The 20,131-nt window shown below is 44.2% G+C and carries 16 protein-coding genes; 3 read left to right on the top strand and 13 right to left on the bottom strand.

Features of this window, described 5'->3' with window-relative positions; genetic code table 11:
• Positions 1–60: 60 nt before the first annotated feature.
• From AB5642_RS15565 to AB5642_RS15520, 10 genes are all read right to left on the bottom strand, one after another.
• Positions 61–936, bottom strand: coding sequence for an undecaprenyl-diphosphate phosphatase (locus AB5642_RS15565; protein ID WP_195409582.1), 876 nt, complete (start codon positions 934–936; stop codon positions 61–63).
• Positions 937–1,216: 280 nt separating this feature from the next.
• Entirely contained in the window at positions 1,217–2,614 is a 1,398-nt protein-coding gene (gene gltA, locus AB5642_RS15560; protein WP_148462574.1) for an NADPH-dependent glutamate synthase, read from the bottom strand.
• Entirely contained in the window at positions 2,614–3,501 is an 888-nt protein-coding gene (locus AB5642_RS15555; RefSeq protein WP_118578399.1) for a sulfide/dihydroorotate dehydrogenase-like FAD/NAD-binding protein, read from the bottom strand. Before AB5642_RS15555 ends, gltA begins: the two co-directional genes overlap by 1 nt.
• Before the next feature lie 198 nt (positions 3,502–3,699).
• A complete protein-coding gene (locus AB5642_RS15550; protein WP_368371739.1) occupies positions 3,700–4,434 on the bottom strand; it encodes a ClpP family protease in 735 nt (244 codons plus the stop codon).
• Between the two features lie 52 nt (positions 4,435–4,486).
• Positions 4,487–5,215, bottom strand: coding sequence for a YebC/PmpR family DNA-binding transcriptional regulator (locus AB5642_RS15545; RefSeq protein WP_118578401.1), 729 nt, complete (start codon positions 5,213–5,215; stop codon positions 4,487–4,489).
• Entirely contained in the window at positions 5,185–6,540 is a 1,356-nt protein-coding gene (locus AB5642_RS15540; RefSeq protein ID WP_173715577.1) for a hemolysin family protein, read from the bottom strand. Before AB5642_RS15540 ends, AB5642_RS15545 begins: the two co-directional genes overlap by 31 nt.
• A 159-nt stretch (positions 6,541–6,699) precedes the next feature.
• Positions 6,700–7,050 carry a type II toxin-antitoxin system PemK/MazF family toxin gene (locus AB5642_RS15535; protein ID WP_173718683.1) on the bottom strand — a complete coding sequence of 117 codons (351 nt, stop codon included), beginning with the start codon at positions 7,048–7,050 and terminating at the stop codon, positions 6,700–6,702.
• 211 nt (positions 7,051–7,261) lie between these two features.
• Entirely contained in the window at positions 7,262–8,428 is a 1,167-nt protein-coding gene (alr, locus tag AB5642_RS15530; RefSeq protein WP_368371737.1) for an alanine racemase, read from the bottom strand.
• A 74-nt stretch (positions 8,429–8,502) separates the two neighbouring features.
• Positions 8,503–10,059 carry an NAD(P)H-hydrate dehydratase gene (locus tag AB5642_RS15525; RefSeq protein WP_173718682.1) on the bottom strand — a complete coding sequence of 519 codons (1,557 nt, stop codon included), beginning with the start codon at positions 10,057–10,059 and terminating at the stop codon, positions 8,503–8,505.
• Between the two features lie 79 nt (positions 10,060–10,138).
• Complete coding sequence (locus AB5642_RS15520) at positions 10,139–10,792, bottom strand: redox-sensing transcriptional repressor Rex (RefSeq protein ID WP_118578406.1); 654 nt, start codon at positions 10,790–10,792, stop codon at positions 10,139–10,141.
• A 278-nt stretch (positions 10,793–11,070) separates the two neighbouring features.
• Here AB5642_RS15520 and abc-f point away from each other — a divergent pair, with 278 nt between their 5' ends.
• Complete coding sequence (gene abc-f, locus AB5642_RS15515) at positions 11,071–12,984, top strand: ribosomal protection-like ABC-F family protein (RefSeq protein WP_173718681.1); 1,914 nt, start codon at positions 11,071–11,073, stop codon at positions 12,982–12,984.
• Between the two features lie 153 nt (positions 12,985–13,137).
• Here abc-f and AB5642_RS15510 read toward each other — a convergent pair whose 3' ends face one another.
• The 3 genes from AB5642_RS15510 to AB5642_RS15500 form a co-directional block, all read right to left on the bottom strand.
• On the bottom strand, positions 13,138–14,343 hold the full coding sequence (locus tag AB5642_RS15510) for an NADP-dependent isocitrate dehydrogenase (RefSeq protein ID WP_173718680.1): 1,206 nt from the start codon (positions 14,341–14,343) through the stop codon (positions 13,138–13,140).
• 54 nt (positions 14,344–14,397) lie between these two features.
• Positions 14,398–15,789, bottom strand: coding sequence for a 2-isopropylmalate synthase (locus AB5642_RS15505; protein WP_173718679.1), 1,392 nt, complete (start codon positions 15,787–15,789; stop codon positions 14,398–14,400).
• Between the two features lie 176 nt (positions 15,790–15,965).
• Positions 15,966–16,802, bottom strand: a complete 837-nt coding sequence (locus AB5642_RS15500) for a S8 family peptidase (RefSeq protein WP_173718678.1) — start codon at positions 16,800–16,802, stop codon at positions 15,966–15,968.
• Positions 16,803–17,043: 241 nt separating this feature from the next.
• Between AB5642_RS15500 and AB5642_RS15495 the strand changes: the two genes are divergently transcribed.
• A complete protein-coding gene (locus AB5642_RS15495) occupies positions 17,044–18,330 on the top strand; it encodes a chloride channel protein (protein WP_173718677.1) in 1,287 nt (428 codons plus the stop codon).
• A 184-nt stretch (positions 18,331–18,514) separates the two neighbouring features.
• Positions 18,515–19,891, top strand: coding sequence for an NCS2 family permease (locus AB5642_RS15490; protein ID WP_173718676.1), 1,377 nt, complete (start codon positions 18,515–18,517; stop codon positions 19,889–19,891).
• Positions 19,892–20,131 lie beyond the last annotated feature (240 nt).

Below are 20,131 nucleotides of genomic sequence, written 5' to 3'. Positions count from 1 at the left end.
CCCCTTCATCAGGCAAATTTGTAACCGATCCGTGTTTCTGTAAGCTTTCCTGCCGGACAGTTATGCAAAATTGCTAATAAGCGCTATGGCTCCTGCCACAAAACAGTAAAATGCGAAATAGCGCAGTTTCGCATGCTGCAAAATGCGGAGCAGATTGCGTATCATAAAATATCCAACTACTCCCGCCACGATCATACCAAAGACATAGGTAAATCCAAGAGACACACTCATCTTTGGCGTGGTAAACTGTCCAAGCTCCAGAAAAAGAGAGCCTAGAACTGCCGGAATGCTGATAAGATAAGAATATTTCACTGCAAATTTCCTGCTGAAACCGCATAATAAGCCTGCACAAATCGTCATTCCACATCTGGATATACCTGGAAATACGGAAATCCCCTGACAAATTCCAATCCACATGGCATTGTCATAAGTCACATCTTTCGGTGTCTTGATTCCACCGATATTACTGAGGTCTGTCACAAGAAGAAACACTCCTGTCACAAGGATACATGCTCCTGGAAGAAGCGGGGAAATCGCCGCTCTTGTCACCAGTCTTCTGCAAATGTATCCAAGCAATGCTGTGGGAATAAATGATACAGCCATAATCGCTGTAAATTTACGGTATGTTCCGTGCACCACTCTGGCATAGTGGAGATTGTCACCGGTTTTCCTATTGTGAAAATAGATATTTACATTCCCGATTATATCCATGATCATGCCCAGAAGTTCCTCTCCGATCCGGCGGAGATCTTCATGGAATGCAAAAAAAACTGCCACCATCGTGCCCATGTGAAGAAGCACTTCAAAAAGGACTGCAGTGTTTCGTGTAATTCCCATTGCATTTTCTATGGCTGCCAGATGTCCGAAACTGCTCACAGGAAGAAACTCCGTGATCCCCTGAACAATTCCTAATAAAATCGCCTGTAAAACTGACATATTCAATATTTCCTTTTCTTTGGGATAAGACAGGCCGCGAAAGCCCGCCAAGTGTACCTATTATATCACAAAGCCGGCAAAGATACAACTTTAATCGAACGACTGTTTTGTCTGTGGGGCGTGAGATTGCAGGAATTATTTTTCAAACACGCTCTAATATATAGAAAAAACCCTGCCTGAGATTTCAAACCGAAATCCCAGACAGGGAACTCACACCTTCTTACTTCTCAGCAAAAAAGTGCATATTATTTGTTACTGTCCATTTTGCGGCCAGCAGCTTTTATTTTGCATATTTGCTCTTAATATACTCATCGATGCCGCGTGCACCTGCTTTACCTGCTCCCATAGCAAGGATAACAGTGGCAGCACCTGTAACAGCATCTCCACCAGCATATACGCCTTCTTTTGAAGTCTTACCAAACTCTTCGTCAGCAATGATACATTTTCTCTTGTTTACATCAAGACCGATGGTTGTAGAAGAAATCAGCGGGTTCGGGCTTGTACCAAGGGACATGATAACAGTATCAACGTCGATGGTAAACTCAGAACCAGGAATCTCAACAGGGCGTCTTCTTCCGGAAGCGTCCGGCTCGCCAAGCTCCATACGGATACATTTAATACCGGTTACCCAGTCTTTGTCATCTGTAAGGATCTCAACAGGATTGCAGAGAAGATCAAACTGTACGCCCTCTTCTTTTGCGTGATGAACTTCCTCTTTACGTGCAGGCAGCTCTGCTTCTGAACGACGATAAATAATATGTACCTCTGCGCCAAGACGAAGTGCAGTTCTTGCAGCGTCCATAGCAACGTTACCACCACCAACAACAGCAACCTTCTTGCCATGTGCGATCGGAGTATCATAATCCTCACGGAATGCTTTCATAAGGTTGTTACGTGTCAGGTACTCGTTAGCGGAGAATACACCGTTAGCCTGCTCACCCGGGATTCCCATGAACATAGGAAGTCCGGCACCGGATCCGATAAATACAGCCTCAAATCCCTCATCTTTAAGAAGCTCATCGATTGTTACGGATTTACCAATGATAACGTTGGTCTCAATCTTAACACCCAGAGATTTTACGTTCTCAACCTCTGCAGCAACTACTTTGTCTTTTGGAAGACGGAATTCCGGAATACCATAAACAAGAACTCCACCTGCTTTGTGAAGTGCCTCGAAAATTGTTACATCGTAACCCATCTTTGCAAGATCTCCGGCGCAGGTAAGTCCGGAAGGTCCGGAACCGATAACTGCAACTTTATGTCCGTTCTTCTGTGCAGCCGGAACTGGCTTAATACCATTCTCCTTCGCCCAGTCAGCAACGAAACGCTCCAGTTTACCAATGGAAACAGCTTCCCCTTTCAGACCACGGATACATTTACCCTCGCACTGTGTCTCCTGAGGACATACACGTCCGCAGACAGCCGGAAGAGCACTGGACTCACCGATAATCTGGTAAGCTTTTTCAAAGTTTCCTTCTTTTACTTCATGAACGAAGCCTGGGATATTGATAGATACCGGGCATCCTTCCATACATTTTGCTTTCTTACAGCCAAGGCATCTGTTTGCTTCTTCCATTGCCTCTTCTTTATTGTAACCAAGGCAAACCTCTTCAAAGTTAGTAGCACGAACCTTAGGAGCCTGCTCTCTGACTGGTACTTTCTTTAATACATCTGCCATTATTTGTCACCTCCACAATGTCCGCATCCGCCGTGATGGGTATCGCCTTCCTGAAGCTTCAGAAGAGCACGTCCCTCTTCGGTCTTATACATCTGCTGTCTCTTCATGGCAAGGTCGAAATCAACTTTATGTCCATCAAATTCCGGTCCGTCTACGCAGGCAAATTTCACTTCGCCTCCAACCATTAAACGACAGGCTCCGCACATACCGGTTCCGTCTACCATGATCGGGTTCATGCTGACAACTGTAGGAATGTTCAGTTCTTTTGTTAACAGGCAGACAAATTTCATCATGATCATCGGTCCGATTGCAACGCAGAGATCATACTCTTTGCCCTGGTTCTGCACAAGGTCACGAAGTACATCTGTACCCATACCTTTACGTACATAAGAACCATCATCTGTAGTAACATACAGATTACATACTTCTTTCATCTTGTCCTCAAGAATAAGGAGATCCTTTGTCTTGGCACCAACGATCGCATCAGCGGTAATGCCATGCTCGTGAAGCCATTTCACCTGAGGATATACAGGAGCTGTACCAACACCACCTGCTACGAAAACGATTTTTTTCTTCTTAAGCTCTTCGAGATCTTCATGGCAAAGTTCAGATGGCTGTCCCAGAGGTCCAACAAAATCTTCGAAGTAATCGCCTGCTTTCAGCTGGGCCATTCTGGTTGTTGAAGCACCAGCCGGCTGGAAAACGATTGTTACAGTACCTTTCTCTGCATCATAGTCGCAGATTGTAAGCGGAATTCTCTCTCCTACTTCGTCCATCTTCACGATGACGAACTGGCCAGGCAGACAATGCTTAGCCACACGAGGAGCTTCCACATCCATAAGAAAAACATTTGCAGAAAGTTTCTCTGCGTTGAGTATCTTATACATAGTTCCCTCCTGAAGTACTATATTTGTTGCTGCTCACTCCGCGGGCAGTAACCTATATTTAACCGTCACTTCATGTATATGTCCGCTGTATGGACACTTGTGTCGGTCATATCCTATAACACTATAGCACAAAAAGACAGGTTAGTAAAATAAAATTCTCCTGTTTTTCTTATATTTTTCCAAAAAATGTATAATTTTTCATTTTTCGGGGGATTTGCTTTTCTCTTCACCAATTAATTCATATAATTTTCCAAGAGCTTCTTTCATTCCTCCAACTTCATCTATCAGACCTTCTTTCACTGCCTCCGGACCTTCTAACATAGTTCCCACATCTTTTACCAGCTGCGTAGTGTCCAGCATCAGTTCTTCCAGTCTTTCCTGGGGCACGTGGGTATGACTGGAAATAAAGGTGGTGATCCGGTCCTGGATTTTCTCTATGTTGCGGTAGGACTGGGCAACACCAATAAACATGCCATTTGTGCGAACAGGATGGATCACCATGGTGGCACTGGGAACTACAAAAGAATAATCTGCGGATACAGCCATGGGAACACCAATGGAGTGACCGCCGCCAAGTACCAGGGACACTGTTGGCACGCTTAAAGAGGCGATCATCTCTGCAATGGCAAGACCAGCTTCCACGTCACCGCCCACAGTATTAAGCAAAACCAGAAGTCCGTCCACAGACTTGTCATCCTCGATCATGGCAAGTTTTGGCAAAACATGCTCGTATTTTGTAGTTTTGCTGTGAGACGGCGCCGATTCGTGCCCCTCTACCTCACCGATGATCGTCAGAAGTTCCACTTTATATTTATTAGAATTCTCATTTAAAATAACCTGTCCCATATCACGGATCTGCTTATTTTGCTGTTCTTCTTTTTCCACAGATTCTTTTTTTTCGCTTTCGGCTTCATTATCCTCTCTTTGCTGCATAAAAATACCTCCATACAATCGTATGGAGGTAGTATCTGCAAATCTGATTAAATTATTCGTCCCAGTTATGCCATACATCTGTTACATCGTCGTCATCATCCAGAAGATCAAGGATTCTCTGGATATCCTTAAGGGATTTCTCATCTGTCAGTTCAACAGTTGTCTGCGGGATCATGGCAACCTGTGCCTCAAGAAGCGGAACACCTGCGGCCTCAAGAGCCTCGCGTACTGCGCCTAAATCATCCGGAGCAGTGAGAACTTCATAGCTGTCCTCTTCTTCATTGAAATCCTCAGCACCTGCATCAAGAGCGGTCATCATCAGTTCGTCAGCGTCCATCTCGCACTCTTCCTTGTCGATGATGATCTGACCCTTCTGATCGAACATATAGGATACACAGCCCTGGGTTCCAATGCTTCCGTTACCCTTTGTAAAAGCGTTTCTTACGTTGCTGGCTGTACGGTTCTTGTTATCAGTCAGAGTCTCAACGATGATGGCAACACCATTCGGACCATATCCTTCGTATACAGCTTTCTCGTAACTGTCTGCGGAATCAGCACCGGCTGCTTTCTTAATACCACGCTCGATGGTATCGTTTGGCATGTTGTTTGCCTTTGCCTTTGCAATAACGTCACGAAGCTTACCATTGTTGTTCGGATCCGGACCACCTGCTTTAACAGCCATTACGATCTCACGACCGATGATGGTAAAGATTTTTCCTTTTTTAGCATCGTTTTTTTCTTTCTTGTGCTTTATGTTTGCGAATTTTGAATGTCCTGACATTTCTTATCCTCTCCTTTTGGTTCTTTTTTTATCTTTTCGGCCCGCACCTTTCCGATGGTTTTGTTGCCAAGGGAAAGAATTCTGAAACGGTAGCCGTTTACAACAATTTCTTTATCCAGATCATCTTCTGTGGGAATATGTCCAAGAAGATTCGTCAGATAACCATTTAAGGTCTCAAATTCCACTTTACCGAAATCAATTCCAAGCTCTTCTGCTACATCTTCCAGATACGCCAGTGCGTCAATGATCACACTGTTATCCTTCTGCGTCCGGAACGTACTGTCGTCTTCATCGTATTCATCCAGAATATCTCCTACGATTTCCTCCAGAATATCTTCCATTGAGACAATTCCTGAAGTCTGTCCATACTCGTCCACTACCACTGCCATATGAATTTTCTTCATCTGCATGGATTTGAAAAGATCACTAATTCCCCTTGTCTCCGGAATAAAAGAAGCTTCCCTGATCAATCCCGGCAGATCCTTAAGAGGTTTGAACTTCGCCCAGGAATTCCTGGTAAGGAATTTCAAAGCATCTTTATAATGAATAATTCCTACTATATTATCTATTGTCTCTCTAAATACAGGATAACGGGAATTTCCTTCCTCAAGCATGGTATCCACAATGGTCTGAAGATTGTCCTCCTCATCAAATGCGATCACATTCTTGCGATGCGTCATAATGTCCTTGGCTTCAGTGTCCGTAAACTCCATGATATTCTGGATCATCTCTGCTTCGTTTTCCTCAATGACACCTTGCTCATGGGCTTCATCTACAATGGAAATGATCTCTTCCTCCGTCACCGGATCCTCTGACTGATTAAAAGCAACACCAAATGGCCTTGCTGCCAGCTTGGCAATAAAGGTTACGCACATAGTAAAAGGATACAGGATCCTGGTAAAAAATCCTACAATCTTCATATACCGATATGCATATTTTTCCGGGTGATAGGTTCCGATTCTCCTGAATGTAAGAATACCAAGAGACGCAAGCAGAATGATCACCAGTGCAAGCACCAGGATCAATGCAGCCAAATGCTTTATGTAGGGATGAAAGGTCTCGGTAGCCCATGGAACGATAAATGCTCCGAAACAGACTCCGGAAGCCATAACAATCAGCGGAATCGCATTGACAAATGAAACAGGATTGTTGATCAGGGAAAGAAGAAAGACTGCTTTCTTATCTCCTTCCTGCGCCCGTTTCTCCACTTCGTTTTCGCTCAGATTGTGCACTGCAGCTGAAAATCCATAAAAAATACCATTCAGCCACAAAAGCAATAATAAAATGACAAAGCCCGCCAGGGGCATACTACTGCCAGATTCCATATATTAAACCTTTGTTCCTCCTAGACAGCGTTACTGCTTATTACCTTCGCAGTAACGAAAACATACTGCTGCTTCCTTATTCCACAGCAGCACGAATGTGCAATTGCGGCAGTCAATGCCGCTGAGACTTTACAACTATATCACTAAAGTTTCTTTTCGTCAAGAGAATGTAAGCTCCAGGCTGATTTCAAGAGCATGGTTCACCTTGACAAGCATAGGACCGTCCAGATGACATACTTTATCTTTTAATCTTCTCTTGTCAATGGTGCGAAGCTGTTCTAACAAAATTACAGAATCTTTTTCAATTCCATAGGCCGATGCATCAATCTCAATATGGGTAGGCAGCTTCGCCTTGTTCATTTTGGATGTAATAGCTGCGCAGATCACGGTAGGACTATGTCTGTTGCCTACATCATTCTGAATAATAAGTACCGGTCGGATACCTCCTTGCTCGCTTCCCACCACGGGCCGAAGATCCGCATAAAAAATATCCCCTCTTTTAATTACCACACAATTCACACTCCGTTTTACTTTTACTTTTCTGAAAATAAGTATTTCCAACTTTTTTCATGTGTATACATGTGTGGTATTTTTCCCGCAATTCGTTACGGATTCTTGCAAAAGCCGGTAACGGAATCCTTTCCGTCTGTATTGTTCTTACCTGACGCATACCTGCAAAAGACTTTCCAAAGGATGTGCGTCACAATTTTTCTGGGTATCCTCAGTCAAAATATGTCAGCTCGCCGCACTCTTTCCCATCGCGGATATAGATTCTTGGCACACGTTTGCTGATATTACATACAAATTCATAAGAAAAACGGCCGGACAGATCTCCCAGTGTATCTGCACTGATAACCTCATCCCCATCTTTTCCAAGCAGTGTCACTTCATCCCCTGTCTTTACATCCGGAATTTCTGTCACATCTACCATAAACTGGTCCATGCAGACTCTGCCACAGATCGGCGCTTTTTTTCCATGGATCAGAACCCAGCCTTTATTAGAAAGCATTCTGGGGTATCCATCTGCATATCCCACAGGAATTGTTGCCATCTTTGTAACATGATCTGTCGTGTAGGTTCCACCGTAGCTTACCTGAACCCCAGGCTCCACATCCTTCACGTAGGAAACATGACTCTTCAGTGACATTACAGGTTTCAGCATTACGATGTCTTTTTCCACTTCCTCAGAAGGATAAATTCCATAAATGATAATTCCTGCACGGACAATGTTCAGGTTGGCTTCCGGTACACGGATTATTCCGGCACTATTGGAGCAGTGATGCAGTGGAATATGGATTCCATTTTTTTCCAGAAGATCAGCAAAATCAAGATATCGTTTCAGCTGAACCATTGCCGGGGTGCGGTCGTATTCATCTGCTCTTGCAAAATGAGTAAATAAACCTTCAATTTCCACATTGGGAAGAGCTGCAATTCTGCGGATTTCCTCCAGACTCTCTTCTCTGTCCTTAAATCCGATCCTGGTCATGCCTGTATCAGCAGCCAGATGGATCAGACCTTTTTTGCCCGCTTCTTCAGCAGCTTTGTTAAACTTCCTGGCGGTCTCATAATCACAGACGGCCATGCGCACATCATTTTCGGCAAGTTCTTTATAATATTCTTCAAATACCAGCCCCAGGATCAGAATCGGCCTTGTGATCCCGGCTCTTCGAAGCTGTAATGCCTCCTGGGCTGTAGCCGCAGCAAATCCCCATATATAATCAAATTCCTCAAGCATTCTCGCAATAGGTACTGCACCGTGACCATATGCATCCGCTTTGATCACTGCGATGATCTTTGTACCCTCTTTTATGTTCTTCTTCATCTGTTCAAAATTATATCTGATTGCGTCAAGAGAAATCAATGCTTTGATTCTGCTGTATTTTTCCATAACATTTTCCTCGATTTTCTAAATTTATCAGAGCATGCCCCAAAAGGCGTTCTGCAAAATGTACGTCACAATTCTCATTCTTTACTCTGAACTTCTGCCAGTTTCAAAACTTCCGGCAGGGCTTCGATCATATCCTTCGCCGTCATGCCGTGAGATCCTTTTTTCTCTCTGGCAATATCACCGCAAAGACCGTGAATGTATACTGCCAGGGCAGCTTTATAGGAAAGCTCCTGTTCTTCCTCACAGCTTAAATACATGCAGAGAACAGCTGCGATAATACCGGAAAGTACATCTCCGCTTCCTGCTGTGGCCATTCCCGAATTACCAGAAAGATTCAGATACAGCTTTTCATTCCGGTCAGTCACTACTGTACATGCGTCTTTCAGTACCAGAACACCGCCACTTTTCTCTGCATATTGATAAGCACGGGCTACAGGGTCTTCCTTTAGTTTTGATACATCCAAGCCGCAAAGACGGCTCATCTCGCCCATGTGGGGTGTGAGAATGGTCTGTTTCCCTATGAATTTCATCCATTGTGGATGCATTGCCAGAATATTCAGACCATCTGCATCCAGTATAACAGGCTTTCCTGCTTTTGTTCCGTTTTCCAGGAACCAAAGCATTCTTTCCTTTCCTGAGCCTTCTGTTCCAAGCCCTGGACCGATCACCAGCACATCACACCAGTTTAAATTTTTCCTATTGGCTTCCTCATCAAATTCGCTGGTCAGCATTGCCTCAGGCAAAAGGCTCTGTAAAGGAATCCGGTTCTCTTCCACAGTCTGGATCTTCACCATCCCGGCACCTCCATGAAGTGCTGCACTGGCACTCAGGCAGGCTGCTCCGCACATTCCCTTCGAACCCGCTACAAGAAGGACCTTGCCAAATGTTCCTTTATTTCCCCATGGTTTTCTTGCCGGAAGAGTTTTCACGTCAGATTTTTCCATATGCCAGGCAGCCTTGCTTGCAAGCTCACTGCCATCACGGTCCCGGTCATAAATCCCAATATCCGCCACCACAGTTCTGCCAGCATAAGCTCTTCCCGGATACAGACAAAGTCCACGTTTTTTATATGCAAATGTTACGGTAAGATCTGCCTCAAAAGCAGTTCCAAGAACAGCTCCTGTATCTCCATGAATGCCAGACGGAATATCCACCGCTGCTTTATACGCAGGAGCTTCATTCATATGGTCAATTATCTCTTTGTAATTCCCGGTAATCTCCCTGGAGAGTCCAACGCCGAAAATTCCGTCTACTATAACAGTATATTCATCCCATACAGGGTTATTCATTACCGGTACCTGGTAGCTCATGGCAATATCCCACTGATGTCGGGTTTCTTCTGTCATTTTATCCGGATTTCCTGCAAGATAAATCTCAGAACGGATTCCCGCCAGATGCAGAAGTCTTGCAATGGCAATGCCGTCACCTCCGTTATTGCCAGATCCGCAGACGGTCAGAATCCGTTCTTTTTTCAAATTAGCAGAACCGTTTTTCTTTTCCAGATATTTCCGGATCTCTTCTGCTGTGGCAAGTGCCGCCCTCTCCATGAGAACCAGGGAGGGAACATGCATATTATGAATAGTGCCATGGTCAAGCAGCTTCATCTGACTGCAGGTTACAACTTTTTTCATAAGGCCACTCCTAATGCAAAACTGCCGCCCGGTCTCCTGTAAATCCTTCAGCGAGACAAGCAGCAGTCCTCTTTGACTTTTATTCTTTGTTTTCTTTATGTTCGTTACGATACTGGCTTAAGTTGTAAGACAGTGCCATCAGACTCTCGGACAGATGAACGTTCTCTACGATCACATCCTCCGGGGCGTCAAGATCTGTATGGGCAAAATTCCAGATTGCCTTGATTCCATTGTCAATAAGAACCTTCGCCATCTCCTTAGCCTTATTCTTCGGCAGGGTCAGAATGGCAATCTCCACCTGATTCTCCCTGATAAATTCCGGGAGACTGCTAACCATCTGGATCTCGATCCCGCGAACGGAAATCCCCTCCAAAACCGGGTTTACGTCAAAAATCCCTACCAGACGGAAGCCACGTTTTTCGAAGTCTCCATAATTGGCAAGTGCCTGTCCCAGATTACCTGCACCCAGGATGATCATGGGATGAATGGTGTCCAGTCCCAGTATTTTACCAATTTCTGTATAAAGATATTCTACATTATATCCATATCCCTGCTGTCCAAAACCGCCGAAATTATTTAAATCCTGTCGGATCTGCGAAGCAGTCACATGCATTTTTTTACTCAAGTCGTTGGAAGATATACGTTCCACCTTCTCTTCCATCAGCTCCCCCAGATAGCGATAATATCTTGGCAATCTCTTAATTACCGCCTTTGAGATCTCTTTTGCATCCAAAATGTTCCCCTCCTTGTTTCCGCTGCCTGTAATTTTCCGCTAAAAACGCATCGCGGAACATTACCTGTAATCGGCAGCCCGCGTAACACTATGTCAATTATACCGAAATGTTATTTTCTTGTCAATTAAAGTTGTGCAGAATTACAAATTTTTGCAATTTTTTTTGTGATTTGACAATTATTCTTTCAAAAAATAAATTTTTCAAGTATAATATACTATTGAACATTCTAATAATGCTGTTTCTGTGTATACAGAACCGCCTTTTTAAGGAGGAACTTATGATTTTATCATGTCAGAGCATCTGCAAATCTTTTGGGGAAAAGGTAATCCTGCAGGATGCTTCTTTTCACATAGAAGAACGGGAAAAGGCCGCTCTCATCGGCAATAACGGTGCGGGAAAAACGACTCTTCTTCGTATTATCATGGAGGAGATTTCCGCGGATTCCGGTCAAGTGGTCATTGCCAAGGATAAGAAGATCGGTTATCTGGCCCAGTACCAGGATATCCACGGTCATCACACCATTTACGAAGAACTGATGACCACCAAGCAGTACATTTTGGATATGGAGGACAAGATCCGTTCTCTGGAACAGGAAATGAAATACGTAGCAGGCGACAAACTTGAGAGCCTGATGAACAGCTATACCCGCCTGACGCACCAGTTTGAGCTGGAAAACGGCTACGCTTATAAAAGTGAAATCGTAGGAGTTTTAAAAGGTCTTGGATTTGAAGAAGAAGACTACGGCAAACAGATTGAGAACCTTTCCGGAGGTCAGAAAACCCGGGTTGCACTTGGCAAGCTTCTGATTTCCAAACCGGATATTCTCCTTCTGGACGAGCCTACCAACCATCTGGATATGGAGAGCATCGCATGGCTTGAGACCTATCTTCTCAACTACCCGGGTGCTGTATTTATCGTTTCCCATGACCGTTATTTTCTGGACAAGGTAGTTACCAAGATTGTGGAGATCGAGGCTGCCCAGATGAGAATGTACGAAGGCAACTATTCCGCTTATGCCCTGAAAAAAGCGCAGCTGCGTGACGCCCAGTACAAGGCTTACCTGAACCAGCAAAGAGAGATCAAACATCAGGAGGCTGTTATCACCAAGCTCCGCTCCTTTAACCGTGAGAAATCCATTAAGCGTGCTGAGAGCCGTGTAAAAATGCTGGACAAGATCCAGCGTATTGAGAAACCAATTGAAATTGATAACCAGATGCGTATTTCCCTGGAACCACGTTTTATCAGTGGGAATGATGTACTTACTGTAGAAGGACTTTCCAAGTCTTTCCCGGGACAGACCTTATTTACCGATATTAATTTTGAGATCAAGCGCGGAGAGCGTGTGGCTCTGATTGGAAACAATGGCACTGGCAAGACTACAATTCTGAAAATTCTCAATGGAATCGTAGCAGCTGACGCCGGACGGTTTGCCCTTGGCTCCAAGGTTCAGATCGGTTATTATGACCAGGAGCATCATGTTCTGCATATGGAGAAAACTATTTTCCAGGAGATATCAGACACGTATCCGACTCTCACTGAGACTGAAATCCGCAATATGCTGGCTGCTTTTCTTTTCACAGGAGATGATGTGTTTAAGCTGATTTCCTCTCTCTCCGGTGGTGAACGCGGCCGTGTTTCCCTGGCGAAGCTGATGCTCTCAGAAGCCAACTTCCTGATACTGGATGAGCCTACCAACCATCTGGATATTGCATCCAAGGAGATTCTGGAGGAAGCACTGAACAGCTACACAGGAACTGTCCTCTACGTTTCCCATGACCGTTATTTTATTAACCAGACTGCTACCCGCATTATGGATCTGACCAACCAGGCCATTGTCAATTATATCGGTGATTATGATTACTATCTGGAAAAGAAGGATGAGATGACCCGGATTTATGCTCCTGCTCAGGAGACCGCAGCTCAGGAAGTTAAGGAAAACGTTTCTGAAACCAAACTCACCTGGCAGCAGCAGAAAGAGGAACAGGCTCTGAAGAGAAAACGGGAAAATGAGCTGAAGAAAGTGGAAGCACGGATTGAAGAGCTGGAAGCAAGGGATAAAGAAATTGATGAAACCATGGTTCTGCCAGATATCTGTACGAATGTGGCAGAATGCACGAAGCTCAGCCGGGAAAAAGCTGCTATAGCAGAAGAACTGGAAGGGCTTTATGAAAAATGGGAGGAGCTGGCATAAAATACCAGTGACCTGTTCTTTTGAGCCTTACATTTCATATTTATTTCAAAAACAGGAACGGTTTCGGATATTTATATTCGAAATCCGTTCCTGTTTTTTTATAACAATATTAACATTTTTACTTCAAATAACTTTTAAAAGCTGTCTGTTTTATTACATGGCCTCAAGCTTCTCTCTGATTGCAAGAATAAACTCGCGGCTGTTAAGGACTTTTACATCCTTTAAGGAAGTAATCAGTGCCAGGTCTTTGGTCATCTGTCCGCCTTCGATGGTGGAAAGGGTTGCTTTCTCCAGCTTATCTGCGAACTCTATAAGCTCCTGATTCTGATCCAGCTCACCCCTTTTTCGCAGAGCACCGGTCCAGGCGAAGATTGTTGCTACAGAGTTGGTGGAGGTCTCCTCTCCCTTCAGATGACGATAGTAATGTCTCTGTACAGTTCCGTGAGCTGCCTCATACTCATAATATCCATCTGGAGAAACCAGTACAGAAGTCATCATTGCCAGAGAACCAAATGCAGAAGAAATCATGTCACTCATAACATCTCCGTCATAGTTCTTACAGCCCCAGATAAATCCGCCTTCTGCTTTCATTACGCGAGCTACTACATCATCAATCAGACTATAGAAGAACGTAATGTCTGCTGCCTCAAATTTCTCCTTAAACTCAGCTTCATAAATATTATGGAAAATCTCTTTAAATCTTCCATCGTATGTTTTGGAAATGGTATCCTTGCCTCCAAACCACAGATCCTGTTTGGTATCTAAGGCATAATTAAAGCAGCATCTTGCAAAGCTGGTAATGGATTTGTCCAGGTTGTGAACACCCTGGATCACACCAGGTGTGTCAAAGTGATGGATCAGCTCCGTTCTCTCCTCGCCGTCTTCTCCTTTGAATACCAGCATAGCATCTCCTGGTTTGTCAATGTACATCTCGGCATTCTTATATACATCACCGTAAGCATGACGGGCAATGGTGATAGGTTTCTTCCAGTTCTTCACGCATGGCTCGATTCCCTTTACCACAATGGGAGCACGAAAAACAGTTCCATCCAGGATTGCACGAATAGTTCCGTTAGGGCTTTTGTACATTTTTTTCAGATTATACTCAGACATTCTAGCTTTATTCGGGGTAATGGTGGCACATTTAACAGCAACTCCGTATTTCTTGGTGGCTTCCGCTGCATCTATGGTTACCTGGTCATCAGTCTCATTTCTGTATTCCAGTCCAAGATCATAGTATTCTGTCTTCAGATCAATAAAAGGAAGAAGAAGCTCATCCTTGATCAACTGCCACAGAATTCTGGTCATCTCGTCCCCATCCATCTCAACAAGAGGGGTCTGCATTTGAATTTTACCCATTATTACCTCCTAGTATATGTTTTGTGGTAACTGTGAACTATGTCCACAGCAACCCTATTTTAACGTAATTCCAAGTCTCTGGCAAGTCTCTGCTACAATTGCTTCCAGTTCTGCATCGCAAAGCACAGTAACACGGCCATCCTCATACTGCTGGTCAACCCAGGACTTGATCATCTTTACAAGCTCACTGTTCTTATCAACCTTCTGGTCACCCTTCAGTCGATAATGGCTGTCGATCCAGTGTGCGATTCCGGCAGCTCCGGAAGTATTGGAAACGGCAACCTCAACCGGGCGGTTCAGGAATTTCTCGGTATCAAATACGTTATAGATTTCCTCATTTTTCAGAAGTCCGTCGGCGTGGATACCAGCTCTTGTTACATTGAAGTTCTTTCCAACGAAAGGAGTTCTTTCCGGTATGTGGTAGCCAATCTCTTTCTCATAGTACTCAGCAAGCTCTGTGATAACAGTTGTATCCATACCTCCAAGGTTTCCGCGAAGCTGTGCATATTCAAATACCATTGCCTCAAGAGGTGTATTTCCGGTACGCTCTCCGATACCAAATAAAGAAGTATTAACACCACACGCACCATACAGCCATGCTGTTGTAGAGTTGCTGACTGCCTTATAGAAGTCATTATGTCCATGCCACTCGATCAGTTCAGAAGGAACGCCTGCATGAACCATAATACCATAAATAATACCAGGTACAGAACGAGGGATCACGGCACCAGGATAGTTAACACCGTAGCCCATGGTATCACAGCAGCGAACCTTAACCGGAATGCCGTACTGCTGGCGAAGCTTCATCAGTTCAAGGCAGAATGGGATAACATAGCCATAAATATCAGCTCGTGTAATGTCTTCAAGATGGCAACGGACAGAAACACCGATTTCCAGACATTCTTTTACAATGCTTAAATAATGCTCCATCGCCTGTTTACGTGTCATTTTCATCTTATAAAAAATATGATAATCGGAACAGCTTACCAGGATACCGGTCTCTCTCATACCCATATCACGGACAAGCTGGAAGTCCTTCTTATTTGCACGGATCCAGCTGGTAACCTCAGGGAACTCATAGCCTCTCTCCATACATTTCTCAACAGCATCACGGTCTTTCTTACTGTAAAGGAAAAATTCAGAAGCACGGATCCTTCCTTCCGGTCCGCCCAGCTTATGAAGGTAATCATAAATCCTTACGATCTGCTCAGTGCTGTATGGTGCTCTGGACTGCTGGCCATCACGAAATGTCGTGTCGGTGATCCAGATATCATCTGGCATATGATGTGGAACAACTCGGTCGTTGAATGCAATTTTCGGTACTTCAGAATATGGAAAAAGATTTCGGAATACATTGGGAGTTGTAACATCCACAAGCGGATACATATGCTCCTCTAACTGAAGCAGGTTTGTGTGGCGATTCATAGAAACACGTCTGTTTTCCATAGATATTTCCTCCTCATCTTTTGGAACTCTTGCTGTCCATTTTACTCACTTAAAGCGACTTCGTCAAGTGCTTTTATACTGTAAAGTGATAATTCTTTATCAAAGTTTGTGTATTCTTTTTCGTACATTTCTTCAAATCACTTAAGCAGAAATCCTTTTCACACAATTGGCTGCTTTTACATTTTCAGAAACTTTCTGCGGTTAAATTTCCCCCACCCTTGCAGGTTTTGAGGCAGTCCCATATCATCTGCACTATTCATCAGCATAGTTTTAATATCCGTATTGGTAAGTGCAGGATTTTTTTCCAAAGCACAAGCAATAGCACCTGTCACCAGAGGCGTAGACATAGAGGTGCCGCTTTTCACACCATAGGAATAAGGTTTTCCAGGCACGCAGGACATAATTTTATTTCCAGGTGCCACAATATCCGGCTTGCACACGCATTCCGCCGTTGGTCCTCTCCCTGAAATAGCACTGCGCCCTTCCAACAAATCGCTGGAGCCCACTGTGATCACTTTTTTGCTGCTTCCCGGAGCTGTGATACTGCCCGGCCTTGGTCCCTGGTTTCCGGCAGCTGTGACCACTACTACTCCTTCATCCCACAGCTGCTCCACACTTTCCAGAAGCCTGGCATGGTTTCTTTTTGAGTTACAGGTAGTTCCCACAGAAATATTTACCACCCGGATCCTGTACTGCTGCCTGTATTCCCGAATCCACCGAAGAGCCCGAAGCACGTCATCCTGACTTCCATTTCCATAACGGTCAAGCACTTTCAGCGCAATGATTCCGCAGCCAGGTGCTGCGCCTCTGTATTTTCCCATGGAAGCAGTGCCATCTCCTGCCACCAGCCCGGCTACATGGGTGCCATGTCCATTATCGTCATAAGGTCTCCTTTTAAAATCCAGGAAATCATAAAAAGTCCAGATCCTGCCAGTAAAATCTATATGCTCATAAATCCCGGTATCCAGAATACACACACCGATTCCTTTTCCGGTATAAAAAGATTTTTCCATTATTTTCCCCGATAAAAAGAAACTTATAATAAATTATGTTTCCATTTTTCAATCTGCTTTAAAATTATAGACAATTTTTGAAATTCTCAAAAATTTTTGTCGCTTTTTCTGAGCGTATATAGTATAATAAAAATACGCATAAATTCGTATTTATAAAAGGAATTTTCCAGTAATATCAAACAATTATTTCAGGTGACAAAATGGAGTAAGTCACAACTATACATGAGAGGACGAAAATAATATGGAAAAAGACAACAGGCAGACTCCGGAGGAAAAATTTCGCTATTACTCCGGAGCTATCAGACGTGACATGGGGAACCTGCTTAAGTGGCTGCTTCTGGCAGTGGTGGTAGGATGTATAGCGGGAGCTTTTAGTACTTTGTTTTCTTTTGTGCTGAAGGCAGTAACCGGTTACCGCAAGGCACATCTGTGGACCTTTTTTCTCCTGCCCCTGTTCGGACTTTGCATCGTATTTCTTTATGAGAAATTCGGAAAAGACGATGGCGGCACGAATCAAGTCCTTTCTACAGTCCGTTCCCAGGATGATGTGCCCTGGAGATCCGGTCCGCTGATTTTTATTTCGACTGCATTGACACATCTTGCCGGTGGTTCAGCAGGACGTGAGGGTGCAGCTATTCAGCTGGGTGGCAGCATTGCCAATCTTCTTGGCAGATGGATCCATCTTGATGAGGAAGACCGTCATGTGATCGTTATGTGTGGTATGAGTGCTGCTTTCTCTGCACTATTTGGCACACCAATGGCTGCAGCTGTTTTTTCCTTGGAAGTGGTCAGTGTAGGGGTTATGTATTATACAGCTCTTATGCCCTGTATGATCGCATCTTTGATCGCATCCCATTTTGCGGCTGGTATGGGCGTTACGCCGGAAGCTTTTCACGTAGTAAATATTCCTGCACTTTCCCTGGAAACAGGGCTGAAAATGGGCGTTGTAGCCCTTGGATGTGCAGTGATCAGTATTGTCTTCTGTATTATTTTAAATGAGACTGCCAGATTCTACGGCCGGTTTTTTTCTAATAAATATGCACGGGTAGTGGCCGGTGCCGTTCTGGTTATTTTTATTACACTGATTCTTGGAACTACGGATTACATGGGAGCCGGTGCTGAGCTTATTGAGAAAGCAGTGGAGACCGGAGACACCGATTATATGGCTTTCTTCTGGAAAATGCTCCTTACCGCACTGACTATGAAGGCTGGTTTTCGCGGAGGCGAAATCGTTCCGTCTTTCTGCGTAGGCGCCACTTTCGGATGCATGGCAGGACAGCTGATAGGGCTTTCTCCCTCCCTTTGCGCAGCCTGCGGAATGGCTGCTGTTTTCTGTGGTGTGACGAACTGCCCGATTACTTCTATTCTGATTGCCTTTGAAATGTTTGGCTTTAAGGGGGTGTCCTTCTATCTGATCGCCGTTTCTATCAGCTATGCGGCTTCCGGATATTATGGACTGTATAAAGATCAGACAATTGTATATTCTAAATACAAAGCCAAATATATAAACAAACACACAAAGATGTGACAAGCCTTGAAATGATAATATTCATTTTGCAGAGATTTTTTCGAAGCTCTATCCTCTGTCAAATGTTCACTACCTGAAATTTGCAGGAATCCGCGTTGCGGGCGTGGCAAAGCAACATCCAAAACATTCCTGTAAAATATAAAAAACGGCACACAAGCTGCCGTAAAAAGAAGGGGGTACATTTATGAACCTTGAAAAACTTTTTCACCTGAAGGAAAACCACACTGACGTGAAGACCGAAATCATGGCCGGTATTACCACATTCATGACCATGGCTTACATCCTCGCTGTCAATCCCAACATCCTTTCCGCTGCCGGAATGGACCGCGGTGCAGTCTTTACTGCTACTGCACTTTCATCCTTCATTGCAACCTGCCTGATGGCACTGTTATCCAATTACCCGTTTGTCCTGGCACCCGGTATGGGACTGAATGCATACTTTGCATATACCGTAGTTCTTGGCATGGGTTATTCCTGGCAGCAGGCTCTGGTTGCTGTTTTTGTGGAAGGTATCATCTTTATCCTGCTTTCCCTTACCAATGTACGTGAAGCAATTTTTAACTCCATTCCTATGACACTGAAACACGCAGTTTCTGTTGGAATCGGTCTTTTCATCGCATTTATTGGTCTGCAGAATGCAAAGATCGTTGTAAACAATGATTCCACACTGGTAAGCATGTTCTCCTTTAAGGGCTCCATGTCAGAAGGTTCTTTCAATTATCTTGGAATCACTGTTCTTCTTGCCCTGATTGGCGTACTGGTTACCGGCATTCTTCTTGTAAAGAATGTAAAAGGCGGTATCCTGTGGGGCATCCTTATTACATGGGCGCTTGGAATCCTCTGTCAGTTTGTGGGACTTTATGTTCCAAATCCAGATGCAGGTTTCTACAGTCTTCTCCCGGATTTTTCCAATGGAATTTCCGTACCGAGTATGGCTCCTACCTTTATGAAAATGGATTTCGCAGGAGTTTTCTCACTTGACTTTATCGTTATCATGTTTGCATTCTTATTTGTAGATATGTTTGATACTCTGGGAACTCTGATCGGTGTTGCTTCCAAGGCAGACATGCTGGACAAAGACGGTAAGCTTCCAAAAATCAAAGGTGCTCTTCTTTCCGATGCTGTTGGTACTACTGTAGGTGCTATGTGCGGTACTTCTACTGTTACCACATTTGTTGAGAGCGCTTCCGGTGTTGCAGAGGGCGGACGTACAGGTCTTACTTCACTTGTTTCCGCTATTTTGTTCGCACTTTCCCTGTTCCTTTCCCCGATCTTCCTGGCAATCCCTTCCTTCGCCACAGCTCCGGCTCTGATCGTGGTTGGATTCCTTATGCTGACCTCTGTTACCAAGATCGACTTTGACGACCTTACAGAAGCGATTCCGGCATTTATCGCAATCATTGCAATGCCGTTCCTGTACAGCATTTCCGAAGGTATTGCACTTGGTGTTATTTCTTATGTTATTATCAACGTCTGTACTGGAAAAGCTAAAGACAAAAAGATCAGCCCGCTTATGTATGCACTGGCTGTTATCTTTGTTCTGAAATATGTATTCCTGTAATAACAGAATGAAATAATTGTACGGTTTGCAGTAACATTATTCACGGAACATCACCTGTAAATCGTAATGAATAATCCTAAAAATCCCCCTGCCATGGAACCACGCTTTTCTGGCAGGGGGATTTTTCTATAACACTACTTAAGGGTGTATAAGGTAGATTACATGTAAGCGCAAAATAATTCGACGGATTGTGTTGCCCTAAAAATCAATCCATAATAATCATTAGAGAATGCAAGCATT

It is taken from the genome of Ruminococcus sp. 1001136sp1_2201st1_G3_2201SCRN_220225 (assembly GCF_040924365.1).
Taxonomy (GTDB): Bacteria; Bacillota; Clostridia; order Lachnospirales; family Lachnospiraceae; genus Blautia_A; species Blautia_A faecis.
The sequence above is the reverse complement of the archived record's forward strand: the minus strand, read 5'-3'. Positions and strand labels throughout refer to the sequence as shown.

What these genes read in the sequence shown, in the direction of transcription:
- AB5642_RS15565 (WP_195409582.1), bottom strand. Translation starts at nt 936, where the DNA reads ATGTCAGTTTTACAGGCGATTTTATTAGGAATTGTTCAGGGGATCACG.
- gltA (WP_148462574.1), bottom strand. Translation starts at nt 2,614, where the DNA reads ATGGCAGATGTATTAAAGAAAGTACCAGTCAGAGAGCAGGCTCCTAAG.
- AB5642_RS15555 (WP_118578399.1), bottom strand. Translation starts at nt 3,501, where the DNA reads ATGTATAAGATACTCAACGCAGAGAAACTTTCTGCAAATGTTTTTCTT.
- AB5642_RS15550 (WP_368371739.1), bottom strand. Translation starts at nt 4,434, where the DNA reads ATGCAGCAAAGAGAGGATAATGAAGCCGAAAGCGAAAAAAAAGAATCT.
- AB5642_RS15545 (WP_118578401.1), bottom strand. Translation starts at nt 5,215, where the DNA reads ATGTCAGGACATTCAAAATTCGCAAACATAAAGCACAAGAAAGAAAAA.
- AB5642_RS15540 (WP_173715577.1), bottom strand. Translation starts at nt 6,540, where the DNA reads ATGGAATCTGGCAGTAGTATGCCCCTGGCGGGCTTTGTCATTTTATTA.
- alr (WP_368371737.1), bottom strand. Translation starts at nt 8,428, where the DNA reads ATGGAAAAATACAGCAGAATCAAAGCATTGATTTCTCTTGACGCAATC.
- AB5642_RS15525 (WP_173718682.1), bottom strand. Translation starts at nt 10,059, where the DNA reads ATGAAAAAAGTTGTAACCTGCAGTCAGATGAAGCTGCTTGACCATGGC.
- abc-f (WP_173718681.1), top strand. Translation starts at nt 11,071, where the DNA reads ATGATTTTATCATGTCAGAGCATCTGCAAATCTTTTGGGGAAAAGGTA.
- AB5642_RS15510 (WP_173718680.1), bottom strand. Translation starts at nt 14,343, where the DNA reads ATGGGTAAAATTCAAATGCAGACCCCTCTTGTTGAGATGGATGGGGAC.
- AB5642_RS15505 (WP_173718679.1), bottom strand. Translation starts at nt 15,789, where the DNA reads ATGGAAAACAGACGTGTTTCTATGAATCGCCACACAAACCTGCTTCAG.
- AB5642_RS15500 (WP_173718678.1), bottom strand. Translation starts at nt 16,802, where the DNA reads ATGGAAAAATCTTTTTATACCGGAAAAGGAATCGGTGTGTGTATTCTG.
- AB5642_RS15495 (WP_173718677.1), top strand. Translation starts at nt 17,044, where the DNA reads ATGGAAAAAGACAACAGGCAGACTCCGGAGGAAAAATTTCGCTATTAC.
- AB5642_RS15490 (WP_173718676.1), top strand. Translation starts at nt 18,515, where the DNA reads ATGAACCTTGAAAAACTTTTTCACCTGAAGGAAAACCACACTGACGTG.